Source organism: Mucilaginibacter jinjuensis (assembly GCF_028596025.1).
GTDB lineage: Bacteria > Bacteroidota > Bacteroidia > Sphingobacteriales > Sphingobacteriaceae > Mucilaginibacter > Mucilaginibacter jinjuensis.
Window position 1 is genome coordinate 5,565,015 of the sequence record NZ_CP117167.1, and the last position, 18,030, is coordinate 5,583,044.

Sequence of the window (18,030 nt, forward strand, 5' to 3'; positions counted from 1 at the left end):
TTAACATTATATATGAGCGCACTTAGGCAAAACCCCTTAGCCAATTTACCACCGGTAGTTAAAAACTTACTGATCATTAACGTGATCTGTTTTATACCCTTTTTAATCTTTGGCGCAGATATGTACGATAAGTACGTTCAGCTTTTTGGCGTATTTTATTTTAACTCGCCGTTTTTTAAAGCATGGCAGCCTATCACCTATATGTTTTTACATGGCGGGTGGATGCACATTATTTTTAACATGTTTGCCCTTTACTCTTTCGGCCAGGCCATAGAGTATACCTTGGGGTCTAAACGTTTTTTCAACTTCTACTTCATTTGCGGTTTGGGTGCTATTGCCTTACAAATGGCTATACAGGCTTACGAAGTACACGCGTTAACCGGCCACTTTACATTAAATCTTAATGCCGATGTACCTGTTGATGCAGCAGGTATGAAAAAACTGCAGGAGATTTATTTCGGGCCGATGGTAGGTGCATCCGGAGCAATTTTCGGTTTACTGATCGCTTTCGGGATGTTGTTCCCTAATGCCGAATTGATGATCATGTTTATACCTGTACCTGTTAAAGCCAAATACATTATCCCGGTTTATATTTTAATCGAATTAACCCTGGGAGTCGGCCAGTTTGCCGGAGATTCGATAGCGCATTTTGCACACCTTGGGGGCGCACTTTTTGGATTTCTTTTACTTAAATTGTGGCGTGTACAAAGACCAAACAATTTTTTCTAAAAAATGTAAGTTATATAGATACACACTATCCTAAAAAACATCGAAATGAATACCACCTGGCAGGATATACGCTATAAATTATTGCACTCGGGCAGCAAATTAAATTTGCTTATCGGCATTAACGTCATCGTATTTTTGCTTATCAATGTCCCGGCAATCCTGGAGCAGCTTTTTGTTACCGGCCTTAGTCAGCCTAGCAGCATTTTGGCTTATGCTTATGATTACCTGGCTATGCCTGCCTATCTGCCCAAACTGGCCATCCGTTTCTGGACGCCATTGACCTATATGTTTTTGCACCAAGGTATTTTCCATATCCTGTTTAACATGCTTTGGCTGTACTGGCTGGGTCAACTTTTCGAAGAATATTTGGGCACAAAAAAAACAGTTGGTTTATACATTGCTGGCGGCCTGGCGGGTGCTTTGGCTTATGTGGTAAGTTTTAATTTAATACCAGCTTTCTCACATTCAGAAGTATTGCCTTTAACTACCGTTGCGGGTGCATCGGCCAGTGTAATGGCTATTGTGGTGGCTACAGCTACGCTGGTGCCTAACTATACCCTGTTCCTGATGTTTTTAGGTCCGGTTAAACTGAAATGGATTGCCCTGTTTTATGTAGTGTTTGATTTTTTGAGCATTGCAGGCCCAAATGCAGGTGGCGAAATTGCACACCTGGGTGGCGCTTTGCTGGGCTTTATCTACATTAAACAAATACAGCGAGGTAATAACTGGGGCGAGAACATCACCAATGTGTTTAAAGCCAGCCCTAAAATTAAAGTGGTAAGTAAAAATGCCAGCTATCAGAAATCGGGCAGAAACACCAACAGCGCGCCACAGCAGGATGAAATAGACCGCATCCTGGATAAAATTTCCCAAACCGGGTACGACAGCCTGAACAAGAGCGAAAAAGAAACGCTGTTCCGCGCCAGTAACAACGATTAAATGAAGGCTAAAAAAAGGCTGGGTTTTATCACAAAACTTCTTGTTGGCATTAATGTTGGCTTTGCGCTTGCATTGCTTATCAGCTACCTTGCACCGGTAACCGACCCTGCCAATATCTGGCTTGTGGCATTCTTTGGCCTGGCCTATCCCCCGCTTTTGTTAATTAATGTGTTGATCATCATTTTCTGGATGTTTAAGCGAAGCTGGTTCGCGTTTATTTCATTATTAAGCATCCTGGCTGGTTACCGTGTAATGCAAAACAGCTTCGGCTTTAATTCGGCACGTACTTATACCCGGAAAGAAAGCCCCGATGCCATCCGCATCATGACCTATAACGTGCATTCGTTCAAAAAATACGGTTCAAAAAACGACATCTGGACCAAGCACGAGATCCTCGATATCATTCGCGAACATCAACCCGATATTTTAGGTTTCCAGGAGTATTATACCCGAAAAAAGGGAGAGTACGATATGACGGATTCCATCAAAAGCATCCTCAATAAAGCGAACCTCTATTTCGAAGCCGTTAATTACGATAATAGCCGTGATGCCCAGGGTGTAGCTGTTTTTTCTAAATATCCTATCATTAATAAAGGCTTTATCCAGATTTCGGAAAAAGGCAACGGTAACCAGTGCATTTTTATTGATGTAAAAAATAAAGAGCAGATCTTCCGCTACTACTGCGTACACCTTAGATCGATTGGCTTTGAGAAAGAAGATTATCAGTACCTCGACAGCGTATCTAAAAAGGGCAAAACCGATATGCACTCTTTCCGCCGCATTGGCAGCAAGTTAAAGCAAGCCTTTATTGCCCGCAGCAAGCAAGTGCATTTAATTAAGGAACAGATTAAGCAATGCCCCTACCCTTACATCATAGCCGGCGATTTTAATGATACGCCATCATCTTATGCCGTCCACGAAATGTCGACAGGCCTGAAAAACGCCTTCCGCGAAAAAGGCAACGGCCTCGGCCGGACTTATAATGGCGATTTCCCGAATTATCAAATTGATTATATATTAACCAGCCCGAGGTTTAATGTAGAAGATTATAGGGTGATTGAGAAACGGTTGTCTGATCATTATCCGGTTTATAGTGATTTGGTGTTGAAGTAAAATTTTTTCATTGAGGTACAGCTTGTCCCGATTTTACTTCGGGACAAGCTGTACCTCGCAATGACAAATTTGAAATCTTGCTTCTTTTTTAAAATCGGCAAACAGCTTCGGCCAAAAGCGGGCAGAATAATGCTGGCCTTGTGCGACGGAAAAGGCATTGGAGATTTTGCAGAAGGGCGGGCTGCGCGATGCGTTAGCTGGGCAAAATATCCCAGCCTGTGTATTCTGAACGCTTGTGCGGTATGGCTTTGTGTGTAAAGAAGCCTTTTGCCGATGAGCGCTTTGGTTACTTTGGCGCCCCAAAGTAACAGCCTACCCGCGGCGATTGAGCGGGACTGACATTGATTTAAAACACAAACCTTTCATAGTGGCATCTACGCTATTTAAACATGTAGTACCGAGATTGCTTCGTTCCTCGCAATTACGAAAGAATGAACAATCATCATTTCTTCATCAAAATAAAATACCCACACCCTTAACTTCACACACACATCGAAAAAATCGTAAGTTTGCGGCTTATGAAACAAAGCCTATTTGTTTACAACACTTTAACACGTAAAAAAGAAGAGTTTATACCGCTAAACGCCCCACACGTGGGTATGTATGTTTGCGGACCAACGGTTTACAGCGATGTGCACCTGGGCAATTGCCGTACCTATATCTCGTTCGATTTGATATTTCGTTACCTTAACCACCTGGGTTACAAGGTGCGTTATGTGCGTAATATTACCGATGCAGGCCATTTGGAAGACGACTCTGATACCGGCGAGGACAAAATCTCTAAAAAAGCAAAAATTGCCAAAGTAGAGCCGATGGAAATTGCCCAGAAATATACTGTGGGTTTCCGTGAGGTATTGGGTATTTTTAATACCCTGCCGCCAAGTATTGAGCCTACTGCTACTGGACATATTATTGAGCAGATTGAACTGGTGAAAGCCATGCTGGCCAACGGTTCTGCCTATGAGGTTGATGGGTCGATCTACTTCGACGTTGAAAAGTACAATCAGAATCACGATTACGGCATACTAAGCGGCCGTAACCTGGAGGATATGCTGAACAATACCAGAAGCCTCGGCGGACAGGATGAGAAGCACGGCAAGCTTGATTTCGCGCTTTGGATTAAAGCCAAACCAGAGCACCTAATGAAATGGCCTTCGCCCTGGGGGCTGGGTTTCCCGGGATGGCATTTGGAGTGCTCGGCGATGAGCCATAAATATTTGGGCGACCAGTTTGATATTCATGGCGGCGGTTTAGATCTGGTGCCTACGCACCATACCAACGAAATTGCCCAGAACGAAGCATGCTTTAACAGAACGCCTGCGCGTTACTGGATCCATACTAATATGCTAACGGTTAACGGCCAGAAAATGTCGAAATCGTTAGGTAATAGTTTCTTGCCTCATGAGTTGTTTACAGGCGATAACCACATCCTCAATAAAGGCTACAGCCCGATGACGGTGCGTTTCTTTATGCTGCAGGCACATTACCGCAGTACTTTAGATTTTGGTAATGAAGCTATGGAGGCATCAGAAAAAGGCTTTAAACGCCTGATGAATGCCTTTAGCTTATTGGATGGATTAAAAGCATCGGCCACAACAGAAGTGGAGATTGCCCCATTGCGCGATCGTTGCTACGAAGCACTGAACGATGATTTTAACAGCCCGGTTCTAATCGCCGAACTGTTTGAGGCATCGCGTATCATCAACTCGGTACATGATGGCAAAATGGCGATTGATGCAGATAACCTGCAACAATTAAAAGACCTGATGAATGTTTTTGTGACCGAAATACTAGGCCTTAAAAACGAACAGGCCTCGACAGATGAGCTTCCAAAAGTGGTTGACTTTATTGTAAACCTGCGCAACGAGGCTAAAACAAATCGTGATTATGCCACATCTGATAAAATACGTGATGGCCTGCAGAAAATAGGCATCCAGCTTAAAGACAGCAAGGAAGGCACCACCTGGACTAAAATATAACCCTAAAGCGTGTTATAATAATTAAACACCTTAACCAAAGCGGTATCATCTTTTATATTAATAGCATTACTGTTAATATAAGAGGATACCGCTTCTTTTTTATCGGCAAATAATTCGAGTATAGCTTCTTTATTTCGCTTTAGCGGGACAACACTGTTATTAGTGTAAACATAGTACCCGTTTGCATCCTGAAAGTTTTTATATACAACAGGGTTGTTATACTCTGTTTTTTCGTGAATTATTTTTTGATAATGTTTAAGCAAAGTTACCTTCCCTTTGCTTAAAACCTGGTAATAAGACTGTGGTGTTAAATCGCCCGTTGCCGGGAAACCCTTTGCAAACACAATTGAACTGGTAGACATGAGGGTGAATGTCTTAATATTATCCTTAAACAACTGCGGTTCATCGTTTTCATCGTAAACAAACAGCAGGTTATTAGTGTAAGCATCATATTTTAACTTCAGCTTATCGAAACGCTTGCCATCAGTTGTTTCTACTACCCCGGGTAACCAGTTTTTAAAAATATAGGGATCACCATCTATATCCTCAAGTGCTTTTTTGTAAAATGCAATACCGTGCGAATCCGTGTAAACATCCAGGCCTAAATCTTGCGAATGGGCAGCTGTAAAACTAAAAATGAAGCAAATCAGTATAATGAATTTTGATACGTATTGTTGCATATAAGATGGGTGTAAAATAAAATTTATAGCCCTGTGTTACAGGCTCGCTGTAGTGGTATCCTAATATAAGGCACTAATTTTAAAAACCAAAATTGCAAACCACTTGTATAAACCATACAATTTAATTGAGGTGGCATGTAAAAATTACCCCGGATTACATAAAACTCACGATACGCTTAATAATCAACTCTTTATATATAAAACATTCAAAATATATAATAATTAATTAGGTTTTAAGTTTATCACTTTACTATCATTGCATTACATAATACAACTATATCTAATATCACTTCTCAATCAGATATGAAATTTAATAAACTACCCACACTTATTATAGCATTTAGCTGTTACGGGCTTACCGTACTGGCACAACAAAAAACAGCCCAGGTACAAACGGTTATAACTGCCGAAGACAACTTTAATAAACTGGTAGCCAAAAAAGGCATCAAAGACGGCTTTTTAGCTGTTGCAGATGTAGAAGGTATTGTATTTAAACCAGAAGCCGTTAATATTAATGAGTTTTACAGCAAGGTTGACAGACAGCCGGGCACGCTAACATGGGTACCTAAATATGCCCGTATATCATCTGCCGGCGACCTGGCCTTTACAGCCGGCCCTTACGTTTATCAGAATGGTAAAAACGACGAGGATAAGGTATATGGCGATTATGTATCTATCTGGCGTACTGATGCCGATAATAAATTAAAGTTATTGGTTGATCTTGGCGTACAACACCCGGAGCCTGACCACGAGGCTACAACCGATTTTAAAGAACCGGAAGCCCCTAAATCAACACCGAGTAAAGACCCGTTTTTAGGAAAAGGCATTATTGTAAACACCGATAAAACCTTTAACCATACGCTCGATATTTCGGCCCTGGCTACTTACAAAGAGTTTTTTAGCTCAGAAGGTCGCTTTTATTTCCCTGGTTTTCAGCCCATTGTTGGGGTTGATAAAACCATGAAGTTTTTAAACAACGAAGGTATCAGCATTACTGCCGAAACCGTAAACGCAGGCCGGTCAAGCAGTGGCGACCTGGCTTACAGCTATGGCAAAGCCCGCATTAAAAAAGGCAACATTGTAAGTAACTACAGCTATGTACGCATCTGGCAACCAGACGCCAACCACCGCTGGAACATTGTACTCGAAATATTTTCGGCCATAGAGAACGAATAATGTGCTGATGTGTGAATATGCAGATGTGCAGATTTTAAAACACCTCAATAAAATAAAAAGGCCTCAGCAAAATTTGCTGAGGCCTTTTTATTTTAGCGTTGTTGATGTCCCGATTCCTGGCTCTCTATTCCTGATTCCCTTCTTCGGATCCAACTCTTGGTTCTTGTCTCTTGTTTCTTGCCCCTCTTCTACTCCCCTTCAGGGGGCTGGGGGGCTTATTTCTTCATCTCTTCCTTAATCGCCCGCAAAAATTCATTACAGTGTTGTGAGCCGATAATGTAAAGCAAACCATCACGGTCGGTAAGATGGATGGCATCATTCCCAGCAGTAAAAAAGCGGATAGTACCTTTTTTATGCAGGTTATAAACCGGGTTGTTAAACAGGTAACGGCTATAGGTGCCGGTTTCTACTTTTACAATACTGTTCAGGTCTATTTTAACCAGGCGGCTGGTCCAAAGGCCATCCAACAAAATGCTTTTATTAATTACCCGGGTGCGGAAATGCAGCATAAACCCCATGATGATAGAGATGATCACAATACCGAAGCCCACCACTACCAGCAGATCGCCGTTACGTTCGCGTTCGTCGGTAAAAAAGTAAACCGCAAAACAAATGAGGGCCAGCATCAGCCTTATGGTAACTGGTATCCACTCGCGTCCAAGATATTGCTTTTCGGTAAAAACGGGTTTATCGGCCATTATAATTCTGTTAGTTCGAAGATAGAAATTTTTTTAGTTCCCGGAGTTATTTTATACCTGTTATCAACCCTAAAGCCTGCCACCCAAATAATATCACCATTACCATTAACCAGCACCGGGACCTGGCTTTTACGATGCACCGGCACTTTTTGCCCGATGAAAAAGTCACTTAGCTTTTTGCGCGTTTTCATCCCCAGCGGGTAAAAATAATCCCCCAGCTGCCAGGTACGGATGCTTAGGGGATAGTTCAACAGCGCCGCATCAACAGCAGCAATATTAAGGTTATTAACGATCTCGTAAGGCGGTATGGTATGCGTTATGGTAAACTGGCTGTTACCAAATTGGCTCCGGTCAGTTTGTTCATCTATCGTAGCGGTAAGATTTTGTTCTGTTTGTGCCGGACTGATAATCACCTTGTCCCTGTCTAAAATCAGGTTCCAGTCTGTAGCCTCAAATTTTCGCCCCGCATGTTTACCAAGCGAATCAATCAGGTCATTCACACTCGTTACATTAAAGCCGAATGGTTTCAGCAGGCCAAAAATGAGCAACTGTTGTGGCTTTAATTTTTGAAGTTCGCTAATCGGGATCTGGATTTCCTGCAGATGTTTAACGAATAGCTTCGACCTTAAATCTTCCAGTTGCATTTCGAATAATTCTTCCAGCTCGGCAAAATGCTGCAGATGCTCCTGGAAAGTATTTTCGAGATTGGGGTTTAGTTCTTTGAGTTTCGGCACCACTTCATGCCGGATTTTGTTTCGTGCATATTTAACCGATGCGTTAGAGCTGTCTTCCACATAGTCAATTTTTTCAGCCTTAACTATTGCAATCACCTCCTCGCGCGATAAAAACAACAGCGGCCTCACCAAATTTCCAACCTTCGGCCTGATGCCATGCAGGCCGGCAATCCCGGTACCGCGGGTAAGGTTCAACAATATCGTCTCAATCGTATCGTTCTGATGGTGAGCCAATGCAATCACATCAAACCCCAACTGTAGCCTTAATTCTTCGAACCACGTATAACGCATATCGCGCGCAGCCATTTGTATAGATATTTTGTGTGTGGTGGCATAAGTTGTAGTATCGAAGTTAATGGTATGGAAAGGTACGTTAAGATCGGCGGCCAGTTGTTGGCAAAAGGCTTGGTCGCGCAGGGCTTCATCGCCCCGGAGTTGAAAATTGCAATGGGCAATAACAAAATCGTGCCTTGCTGCATGCAGCAAACGGGCCATTAATACCGAATCCATGCCACCGCTTACGGCCGCAATTATTTTTGTTTGCCGTGCAAACAAGCTGTTTTGTTGGGCAAAGGCATTAAAAAGGGCAAGTGGTAGCATGCTCAAAATTATTTAATTTAATAACCGCAACCAAAAAAGTAATTTTGTACTGTGATAAGATACGTGTTAATCTGTTTATTACTGTTTGTTGGGCTTGATGGAATATGCCAACCTAAGCCCCAGCCTAAAAAAGCCTCGGTAGTGAACCTTATTTCTTCTGAACGGAGCCAGGGTATTAAACGCAATGGCGCCGATGTAATTAAAGTATACCACGGTGTTTTTAAGCAGGATTATTCGATCCTGCGGTCAGACAGTGCTTACTTTTACCCGGCCATCAACTCTTTCGATGCCTTTGGCCATGTGAACATCAACCAGGGCGATACGCTGAATATCTATTCGGACAAGCTGAACTACAACGGTAATACCCATGTTGCCCTGCTTACAGATAATGTTAAAATGGTGGATAAAGATGCTACGCTTACCACCAATTACCTTACCTATAATACTGCAACCCGCATTGGCACCTATACAGGCGGCGGTAAACTGGTTAATAAGGAGAATACACTTACCAGCATTAATGGCTATTACTTCGCTTACTCGCGCGATTCATATTTTAGGTACAATGCCGTATTAACCACGGTTGATGCCATTATTAAAACCGATACGCTACGCTATAATACCGGTAGCCGTATCGCTTACTTCTATGGCCCCACACATATTTATGGTAAAAAGAACAAAGATACCCTGTATACCGAAAACGGAACGTACAACACGGTTACAGAGCAGGCAGCCTTCGGCAAAAACAATTTATATACTCAAAACACCAAATCATTAAAAGGCGACAGTTTATTTTACGACAGGCTGAAAGGCTACGGCCGTGCAGTAAAAAATGTGGTATTTAATGATAACGAGCAAAAAATAACCTTACACGGTCAGCTCGGCACTTATTATCAGAACCCAGAGCGAACCGTAGTAACACAAAACCCCTGGGTAACCATTGTAACCGAAGAAAAAGACACGACGAAAACAGATAGTGCGGCATCCAAACCCGCGGCGAAAGTTAAAGGCGATAAAGATAAACCAACGCTAAAGCTCGCAGCTAATACAAAACCGGTAGCGGATGTTACCCAGGTTAAAAGTACCGATACTAAAAACGCTGTACCACCCGGCACGCCACTTAAAGGGGATATACCCAAAACTGTTGCAGATACTTCGTCCATAAAACCGCCTACCAAAAAAGATACTACAATTAAGGTAAGTACCGTTACTTCTCCCGTTAAAGATACGGCAAGTATTAAGGCCAATAATAAGCCGAAAGTTGAACCCGCTAAACCTGTTACAGGGAAAGACAGTGTGGTTGCTACAAAAAAAGATAACAAGAAAAATAAAGACACCAAAACTGCTGAAGTAAAACCTGCTACTAAAGATACTATTGCAGCCCGTACCAAGCGCGATACCATTTACATGGTGGCCGATACGCTGGAAACCCGCGTAATGACCTTCAAGGCTTTAAAAGAAATGCAGGAGGCCCATCGCCTGGCATCTATTATCGATACATCGGCAGCGGGGCTGGCCAAGCGGGCAGCAAGAAATAAAAAGCCATCTAAATTTTTAGAAATTACACCGCCTAAGTTGATGCCCGATACCAGCTACAGGCATAGCGATTTCTTTGGTCCGCCGAGAAAAACCCCTGTACGGGTTGTAAAAAAGACACCGCCTAAATCTGGTGGTAAAGAGCCGTCGCCAAACGATAAAAAAGCAGCAGTGAAAGCGACAGTCGATTCGGTTAACCTGGCGGTCAAACCATTGGTATTGAGTGACACTTCACGCATCCGGATCCTGTTCGGGCACCATAATGCCAAAATTTACAAGTCGGATTTGCAGGCCAAGGCCGATTCTATCTTCTATAGTTCCAGCGACTCCACTATTCGCTGCTATGTAAACCCCATCATTTGGGCCGAAGGTTCGCAGATGAGCGGGGATACACTGTATCTGCAGATGAAGAATAAGAAGCTGGACAATATGGACATCTTCTATAATTCATTTATTGTGAATGTGGAGGATAACGATACCACCCACTTTAACCAGGTTGCCGGTAAAAAAATGCGGGGCTTTTTCACTAATGATAAGCTAAGCCGCATGTTTGTAGACGGTAATGCTGAGCGCATCTATTTTTCGAGGGATAGCCTTAAAAAAGTGGATGGCATGTACCGCTCGTTATCCAGTCGAATACGTGCTAACTTTAAGGATAACAAGATCTCTAACGTGCTTGATATTGTAAAAACAGAGCACCGGTACGGCCCGCCAGCTAAGTTTACCGAGGATGAAAAAATATTAAAAGGCTTTATCTGGAAGCCAAAAGAACGGCCGTTATCTAAAGAACAGATTATCCCCGAACTGGATAAAACAGGTAAATACAAGCACCCAACAGCTAAGCCACCAGCAAAAGGCAAAACCACAGGCCCGCCGCCTGTGAAAGGATTGCCAGGGAGCCTTGCCGGGAAAGATTCGCTGTTAAATAAACTAATGACCCAACCCGGAGCCAAAGGTGTAAAAGATAGCCTGAATAACCTGATGAAGCAACCCGGCAGCAAAGCCATAAAGGATACGCTTATTAACAAAGCGATTAAACAATCGGGAAAGGTTAATTTAAAGGATACTACCTTGTTGTTGAAGCAACCGGCTATTAAATCGGCTAAGGATTCTGTTCTGAAGAAGATTCCGGCTAAGGTTGATACGGTAAAGCATTAGTGGAGAAGAGAGGCATTGCGAGCGATAGCGAAGCAATCTCAGACCGACAGGTTACAGACTTTAATAACGCAGAAGTCATTATGAATGTATTGTGCTATTATTAAAGTCAGTCCCGCTCAATCGCCGCGGGTTGGCTGTTACTTTTGGCTTGATCCAAAAGTAACCAAAAGATCAAGACGCAAAAAAGCTCCACCGCACATATCCACTACACGGCCCCGCTTTTGCGTCTGGGCCACCGCTTCTTTTGATTGTACTACTTAATACGGTCTTTGTTCTTGTTTCTTGGCTCTCGATTCTTGCTTCTCTTCTAACGTCGGCAAACAGCTTCGGCCAAAAGCGGGCAGAACAATGACGGCCAGAGCGCCGGAAAGAGGCATTGGAGATTTGCAGAAGAGCTGGCCTGAGCGAACGTTAGTGGGGCAAAAGATCCCGGCCTGTGTTGTTCTGTACGCTTGTGCGGCATGGGTATGTGCGTAAAGAAGCCTTTTGCCGATGAGCCTTTTGGTTACTCCTATGTTTGTATTCTAATTAAGTGAAGAAGAGTGAGAGCAGGTTTGGTTACAAACAGCAATTACAAGCATGTTCACACAAAGATACTGCCTCCTCTTTTTTGCCTTTTAGCGTCTGAACAGAATGTAAGGCGTATGGTATATCTATACAGCCAGTATATCCACCAGGAGAAAAGACGAAGGAAGGTTATCACTTAAGGTTTAAACTTAGCGAACACATGATCAATCTACTCAAACAAACAGTCGGAATCGACGTGGCAAAGGATGAATTAGTTGTATCACTTGGTCAAATGGACCAGGATACCAATATCGAACTGATCGCCGGCAAAACATTTAGTAACAATAAGAAAGGCTTTTCCCAACTTATACAATGGACAGAGAAGCTATTTTCAGATCAGGTAAAGATACTTTATGCGATGGAAGCCACCGGGGTTTATCATGAAGCCCTGGCTTATTATCTTTCAGATCGGGGAGACTTGGTAAGTATTATATTGCCGAACAAGATCAGTAATTATGTAAGAACACTTGATGTTAAGACGATCACGGACAAAAGCGCGTCTCAGGCGATAACCAGGTTTGGCCTGGAAAGGAAGCTGGAGATTTGGCAGCGGCCCAAAAAAGTATTCAAAGACTTAAGGCAGCTGACCCGTGAGCGGGACCAATTGATAGGCGAACGTACTATGCTTAAAAATCAGCTACACGCTGAACTGGCAGAAGCTTTTCCTAATGAAAGAAGTATTAGCAGGGTTAATGAGCGGATAACATTACTCAACAGACAGGAGAAAGACATCAAAGCAGAACTGGCAGAATTAATAAAAAATGATCCGCAATTGGTTAAGCAGGTTAAGACCATTACCTCCATACCCGGCATAGGAACCCTCACAGCAGTAACCGTACTTGCTGAAACGAATGGTTTTGAACTCATCCGAAGTAAAAAACAATTGGTCAGTTACGCCGGGCTCGATGTCCAGGAAAAGCAATCCGGAACTTCTGTAAAGGGCAAACCAAGGATATCTAAAAAAGGGAACAAACATTTGCGAAAGGCCATGCATTTGCCCGCATTGGCTGCTATAAGAAACGATGAACGCTTTAGGGCTGTATTCGCCAGGTTAATAGCTAAGCATGGGATCAAAATGAAAGCCATAGTAGCCATACAGAGAAAGCTGCTGGAGCTAACTTATATCATTGCAAAGACTGGTCAAATTTATGACATTGGATACCTGCACAAAGCAATTGAAATACCATTTTAAAGAGTTAGGGCGATACAACTAAAAAGTTGACCGCCCTAAACAAGCTGACATAAGCCGCCTTTAATAAAACAAATGTAAAATATATTTGATACTTAACACAGAATCTTTGTGGCTACAAAGTAATGAGCCAACCCGCGGTGATTGAGCGGGACTAACATTGATTAAATCACAACCCATTCATAAGAGTTTCTGCTTTATTCAGGGACAGTGCTAATCGGTCTGAGATTGCTTCGTACCTCGCAATGACGGGCTCTTATGAAAGGCTATTCCTGAATCTCTTATTCTTGTAACTTCAAAAACGCCAACAATTTCTCCATAGCAATGGCCCTGTGACTAATCGCATTTTTCTCCTCCATCTCCATTTCGGCAAAAGTAATTTCGTAACCATCAGGCTGAAAGATCGGATCGTAACCAAAACCTTCGGCGCCAGAACGTTCGTGGCGGATGGTACCTTCTACTGTGCCTTCAAAAAAATGCTCTTCACCTTTCCATATTAAAGAAATTACAGTGCGGAAACGGGCTGTGCGGTTGGGATTATCGCCAAGCTTAGCTAATACCTTTTTGATATTAGCATCATGGTTGCCATGTGTACCGGCATAACGGGCCGAATATATACCTGGCTCGCCGTTAAGGGCATTTATCTCCAGGCCGCTATCATCGCCAAAACAATCGAGTTGATAATGATCGAAAATATAATGGCTTTTAATCGATGCGTTTTCATGGAAAGTGCTGCCGGTTTCTTCAATATCATCGGTGCATCCAATATCATCAAGGGTTAGCAGTTTAAACTTATCGCCTGTTTTGGCAGCAACCTCATCAAGTTTGTGGCGGTTATTGGTGGCAAATACTAATTGGTAAGGCATATTACAGGTTTTTCATTTGTTCCCAAAACGCTTTGGCTTTGTCGCGGTCGGCCAGCATTTCATCAAAACTATGGGTAAATAATTGCAGTCGGTTTTCTACTTGCTGAATCACATTGAGTTGCGGCGAAACCAATCCAGCGGGTATAGCAGGTGTACCCAGAATCAATAGTTTCGCAGGTGAAAAGAAAGCAATAAAATCATGGTGGTTGTTAGCTGTGTATGTGGCAGTATTTAAAATAGCCACATCATCAATAGCAAGGGTTTTCCGACCGAGGGTGCTTTCCAGTGCTTTTAAATGTGCTTCGGCCATGTGCTCATCGGCTATGTAATTCACCAGTATTAAAAACTGCTTTTTATTGCCGCCTAAGTACTTAAAGTTAGGTTTCGGCGTTTCAGGTACAGGTGTGGTTACAGGCACTGCCGGGGCTTGCGTTACAGGTAAAATTTCTGCTTCAGCCGGTGAGGTAAATACTTGCTTTGATTCACCGTTGTAGGCGTTTTTATCTTCATTAAGCAGGTACAGATCATCCTGTAAAAAGTAGTGTAGTAAAGCCGGATTATCGGGTGCCATATTTAACAAAATTTAACCAAAAATAGTTAAAGCAAGCGAGCCATTATCTGCATATTCGTAAAATATCAGTATTTAGGAGTAAAATAACTTTTAAGGGGCTGCAGTTCAATAAATTTTGCGAAATTTGAAGGTTAATCGTCCCATAGGGATTGATTAGGGATTATTAAAATTATAAATGAGAAAATTCGGAATAGCCATATTAGGCTTTTTACTGATCGTGTCAGTTTCAAAGGCACAACGTTCGATGGATAAAATTGCGGGTGTTGTAGGCAGTGGTATTATTTTACAGTCGGACATCGAAATGCAATATGCCCAGTACCTTGCACAAGGTGGCGCGCCAAACCCCAGCATTAAATGCCAGGTAATGCAAAACTTACTAACCCAAAAAATATTAGCCCAGCAAGCCGTTATTGATAGCGTTACCGTTAAAGAAGACGAGGTTGACAATGAGATTGACCGTAAAATGCGCAGCATGCTGCAACGCGCCGGCGGACAAGACAGGTTGGAACAATTTCTGGGGCGTTCGGTAATCCAGTATAAAGATGAGATCCGTAACGAGATCCGCGAAAGTATGGTAGCCGACCGTATGCGTGGTAAAATCACCGAAAAAATTAGTGTTACACCGTTAGAAGTAGAGACTTTTTATAAAAAAATCCCTGCCGACAGTTTGCCGTCATATAATAAAGAAGTTGAGGTGGGCGAAATTGCCTTTAACCCAACTTTAAGTAAAGAAGAAAAAGAAGTATACCGCCAAAAAGCACAGGAATTGCATGACCGTGTAAAGAAAGGTGAAGACTTTGGTACGCTGGCACGTCTGTATTCTCAGGATCCGGGTTCGGCAGTTGAGGGTGGCGATTTAGGCTTTGCCGATCGTAGTACATTTGTGAAAGAATTTAGCGCAATGGCCTTTAAGCTAAAAGCCGGCGAAATTTCACCAGTGTTTGAAACCGATTTCGGTTTCCACTTTTTACAGGTAATTGAGCGCCGCGGCGAGCAGGTACACGTGCGCCACATCCTGATTATGCCACAAATTACCCAAGGCAGTTTAGACCGCGCCAAATTAAAAGCAGATAGCGTATATACCCTGTTAACCAAAAACAAGCAGGTTGATTTTTCGAGCGCAGCTGCTTATTATTCTGACGATAAAGAAACCAAATACAATGGCGGTATGATGCTGAATGCCGATAACGTGCAAACACGTACTACCTTTATCCCTACTGATAAATTAGACCCGCAAATTGCTTTAGTGGTTGATACCATGAAAGTAGGCGAAATATCGAAACCTATCTTATTTACCGGCCAGGACACTAAAAAAAGCTACAAATTATTTTTATTGCGCTCTGTTACCGATGCGCATAAAGCCAACCTGGCACAGGATTTCCCTAAGCTGAAAGAGGTTGCTTACTCTGATAAACTTAACCGTACGGTAAGTGCCTGGTTTGAGAAAAAACGCAAGGAAACATTTATCCGTATCGACCCTGAGTATCAAACTTGTCCGCAATTAAAATCATGGGCAGCAACGCCTGCCGTAGCCGCAGCTAAACCTTAATATGCAAGCAGAATACAGATCAGAAGTAGAAGCGGCCGACGCCTTAAAGCGGGCCTATGAACTTACACGTGCCGAAATAGCGAAAGTTATTGTTGGGCAGGATGAGGTTGTTAAATCTGTTTTGATCGCCGTATTCAGCAACGGGCATTGCTTGCTGGTAGGTGTACCCGGTCTGGCTAAAACCCTGCTGGTACAAACCGTAGCCCGCGTGCTCGACCTCGATTTTAAGCGCATCCAATTTACCCCAGATTTAATGCCGTCAGACATTATCGGTTCGGAGATTTTGGGTGAAGACCGCAACTTTAAATTCATCCACGGCCCGGTGTTCTCGAACATTATTTTGGCCGATGAAATAAACCGTACGCCACCTAAAACTCAGGCAGCGCTGCTCGAAGCCATGCAGGAAAAATCTGTAACGGCATCGGGTGTTACCTATAAACTGGCTCAGCCATTTTTTGTACTGGCTACCCAGAACCCTATTGAGCAGGAAGGTACTTACCCCCTGCCCGAAGCACAACTGGATAGGTTTATGTTTAACGTAGCCTTAAACTACCCAACCTTTGCAGAAGAATTGCAGGTGGTGAAAAACACCACTGGTACATCTGTTGCCGAGGTTAATAAAATACTGAACGGACAACAAATCATGTACTTTCAGCAACTGGTACGCAATATCCCTGTTACTGATCATGTATTGGAATATGCCGTTAAACTGGTTGCAAAAACCCGCCCGCAAGGCGAACTGGCTACACCAATGGTTAAGCGCCTACTAAGCTGGGGTGCTGGACCGCGTGCGTCACAATTCTTAATACTGGGCGCCAAGTGCCACGCTGTAATCAGCGGTAAATATTCGCCCGATATTGAAGATGTACAGGCCGTAGCCAAAGCCATTCTGAGGCACCGCATTGTACGCAGCTACCAGGCCGAAGCCGAGGGCATGAGCACAGACCAGATTATTGAGCAGCTGTTTTAGTTTCGAGTTGTGAATGAGTGAGGGAGTGAGTTAAGAAAAGACGAAAGATTTATAGAAAAGCATCCGCAGAACAGGATGCTTTTTTGTTTTTATGGCCTGTAACACCACGCGTCATTGCGAGGAACGAAGCTTTGTCATGCTGAGCCCCGTCGAAGCCCCCGATATGCAGAGCCGCTCTGTGTAGTTCGCGATTGCTTCGTTCCTCGCAATGACGGTGAAGTGGATACTTGCTTAACCTTGCGCTCGTTTGCAACGAGTGCTTAATACTTCAGGGGATTTGCAATCCCCTTTACGCCTCATTCTCATAAGCCTTTGTTGCCTTGCGCTCGTAGAAATAGCTTAAAGTATATAGGCATACAATCCCTAACAATGCCCCTCCTACCACATCTGTAAACCAGTGTGCACCTAAATAAATACGCGAGAAAGGGATAGTAAATATTAAGAACAGGGATATAGCCGAAACTACAACCCTGATAATTTTTGAAACTTCCTTCAGCTGGATCATCAGCAAAGTGAGCATCCCAAAATAAACCACATAAAACAACACGTGCCCACTTGGGAAACTTTGTTGTGCCGCTTTCTTAAAAACATGTACCAATGGCTCAGATGGCCTTGGTCGGTTAACCATAACTTTAAAAATAGTACTTACTAAGCCTGCTAAAGCCGTAAGTAACATAAACAAGGCTTCACGTTTGTATTTAAACACCAAAAACGCCAGTGTTGCAAGCACTACCATAATAATAGAACCCGGAAAGTAACCAAACCAGCTGATCTGCTCCATTACAATACTCAAGGTTGGGCTTTGGTAGGATTGTACTTTTCTCGAAAAATGCTCGTCCAGAAGCGTGGTAGGGAAATGAGCGATAAAAGCACTCAATCCTAAAAAACCAATGCTAATGATGATAATTACAATGGCTATAAGTTTCTTTCTTCTTTCAGGGATCATTTTTATTGAACAGCTTGCTAATTATTAATGTTT

Annotated in this window: 15 protein-coding genes; 9 read left to right on the top strand and 6 right to left on the bottom strand. The window is 43.0% G+C overall.

Annotated features, from left to right (window positions below; translation table 11 throughout):
- The first annotated feature begins 12 nt into the window (after positions 1–12).
- The 4 genes from PQO05_RS24105 (at position 13) to cysS (ending at position 4,760) form a co-directional block, all read left to right on the top strand.
- The gene (locus PQO05_RS24105) at positions 13–729 is read left to right on the top strand and encodes a rhomboid family intramembrane serine protease (RefSeq protein ID WP_273630011.1); all 717 of its coding nucleotides are present in this window, start codon (positions 13–15) and stop codon (positions 727–729) included.
- A gap of 45 nt (positions 730–774) precedes the next feature.
- A complete protein-coding gene (locus PQO05_RS24110) occupies positions 775–1,668 on the top strand; it encodes a rhomboid family intramembrane serine protease (protein ID WP_273630012.1) in 894 nt (297 codons plus the stop codon).
- Positions 1,669–2,781: an endonuclease/exonuclease/phosphatase family protein gene (locus tag PQO05_RS24115; protein ID WP_273630013.1), complete on the top strand. Its 1,113-nt coding sequence runs from the start codon at positions 1,669–1,671 to the stop codon at positions 2,779–2,781.
- Between the two features lie 518 nt (positions 2,782–3,299).
- Positions 3,300–4,760 (top strand): cysteine--tRNA ligase, encoded by a 1,461-nt coding sequence (gene cysS / locus PQO05_RS24120; RefSeq protein WP_273630014.1) that lies wholly within the window; start codon positions 3,300–3,302, stop codon positions 4,758–4,760.
- 2 nt (positions 4,761–4,762) lie between these two features.
- Here the strand turns inward: cysS and PQO05_RS24125 are convergent, their stop codons facing one another.
- The gene (locus PQO05_RS24125) at positions 4,763–5,440 is read right to left on the bottom strand and encodes a hypothetical protein (RefSeq protein WP_273630015.1); all 678 of its coding nucleotides are present in this window, start codon (positions 5,438–5,440) and stop codon (positions 4,763–4,765) included.
- A gap of 303 nt (positions 5,441–5,743) precedes the next feature.
- Here PQO05_RS24125 and PQO05_RS24130 point away from each other — a divergent pair, with 303 nt between their 5' ends.
- A complete protein-coding gene (locus tag PQO05_RS24130) occupies positions 5,744–6,616 on the top strand; it encodes a Cif family virulence factor (protein WP_273630016.1) in 873 nt (290 codons plus the stop codon).
- Between the two features lie 215 nt (positions 6,617–6,831).
- Here PQO05_RS24130 and PQO05_RS24135 read toward each other — a convergent pair whose 3' ends face one another.
- Positions 6,832–7,314 carry a hypothetical protein gene (locus PQO05_RS24135; RefSeq protein ID WP_174314920.1) on the bottom strand — a complete coding sequence of 161 codons (483 nt, stop codon included), beginning with the start codon at positions 7,312–7,314 and terminating at the stop codon, positions 6,832–6,834.
- Positions 7,314–8,648, bottom strand: coding sequence for a tRNA lysidine(34) synthetase TilS (tilS, locus tag PQO05_RS24140; RefSeq protein WP_273630017.1), 1,335 nt, complete (start codon positions 8,646–8,648; stop codon positions 7,314–7,316). Before tilS ends, PQO05_RS24135 begins: the two co-directional genes overlap by 1 nt.
- A gap of 51 nt (positions 8,649–8,699) precedes the next feature.
- Here tilS and PQO05_RS24145 point away from each other — a divergent pair, with 51 nt between their 5' ends.
- Positions 8,700–11,339, top strand: a complete 2,640-nt coding sequence (locus PQO05_RS24145) for an OstA-like protein (RefSeq protein WP_273630018.1) — start codon at positions 8,700–8,702, stop codon at positions 11,337–11,339.
- A 727-nt stretch (positions 11,340–12,066) separates the two neighbouring features.
- Positions 12,067–13,098 carry an IS110 family RNA-guided transposase gene (locus tag PQO05_RS24150; protein ID WP_273629386.1) on the top strand — a complete coding sequence of 344 codons (1,032 nt, stop codon included), beginning with the start codon at positions 12,067–12,069 and terminating at the stop codon, positions 13,096–13,098.
- Positions 13,099–13,376: 278 nt separating this feature from the next.
- Here PQO05_RS24150 and PQO05_RS24155 read toward each other — a convergent pair whose 3' ends face one another.
- The gene (locus PQO05_RS24155; protein WP_273630019.1) at positions 13,377–13,961 is read right to left on the bottom strand and encodes a non-canonical purine NTP diphosphatase; all 585 of its coding nucleotides are present in this window, start codon (positions 13,959–13,961) and stop codon (positions 13,377–13,379) included.
- 1 nt (position 13,962) lies between these two features.
- On the bottom strand, positions 13,963–14,532 hold the full coding sequence (locus PQO05_RS24160) for a hypothetical protein (RefSeq protein ID WP_273630020.1): 570 nt from the start codon (positions 14,530–14,532) through the stop codon (positions 13,963–13,965).
- Positions 14,533–14,707: 175 nt separating this feature from the next.
- Here PQO05_RS24160 and PQO05_RS24165 point away from each other — a divergent pair, with 175 nt between their 5' ends.
- Positions 14,708–16,081 carry a peptidylprolyl isomerase gene (locus PQO05_RS24165; RefSeq protein WP_273630021.1) on the top strand — a complete coding sequence of 458 codons (1,374 nt, stop codon included), beginning with the start codon at positions 14,708–14,710 and terminating at the stop codon, positions 16,079–16,081.
- Between the two features lies 1 nt (position 16,082).
- Positions 16,083–17,051, top strand: coding sequence for an AAA family ATPase (locus tag PQO05_RS24170; protein WP_273630022.1), 969 nt, complete (start codon positions 16,083–16,085; stop codon positions 17,049–17,051).
- Between the two features lie 289 nt (positions 17,052–17,340).
- Here PQO05_RS24170 and PQO05_RS24175 read toward each other — a convergent pair whose 3' ends face one another.
- Positions 17,341–17,997 (bottom strand): phosphatase PAP2 family protein, encoded by a 657-nt coding sequence (locus tag PQO05_RS24175; protein WP_273630023.1) that lies wholly within the window; start codon positions 17,995–17,997, stop codon positions 17,341–17,343.
- Positions 17,998–18,030 lie beyond the last annotated feature (33 nt).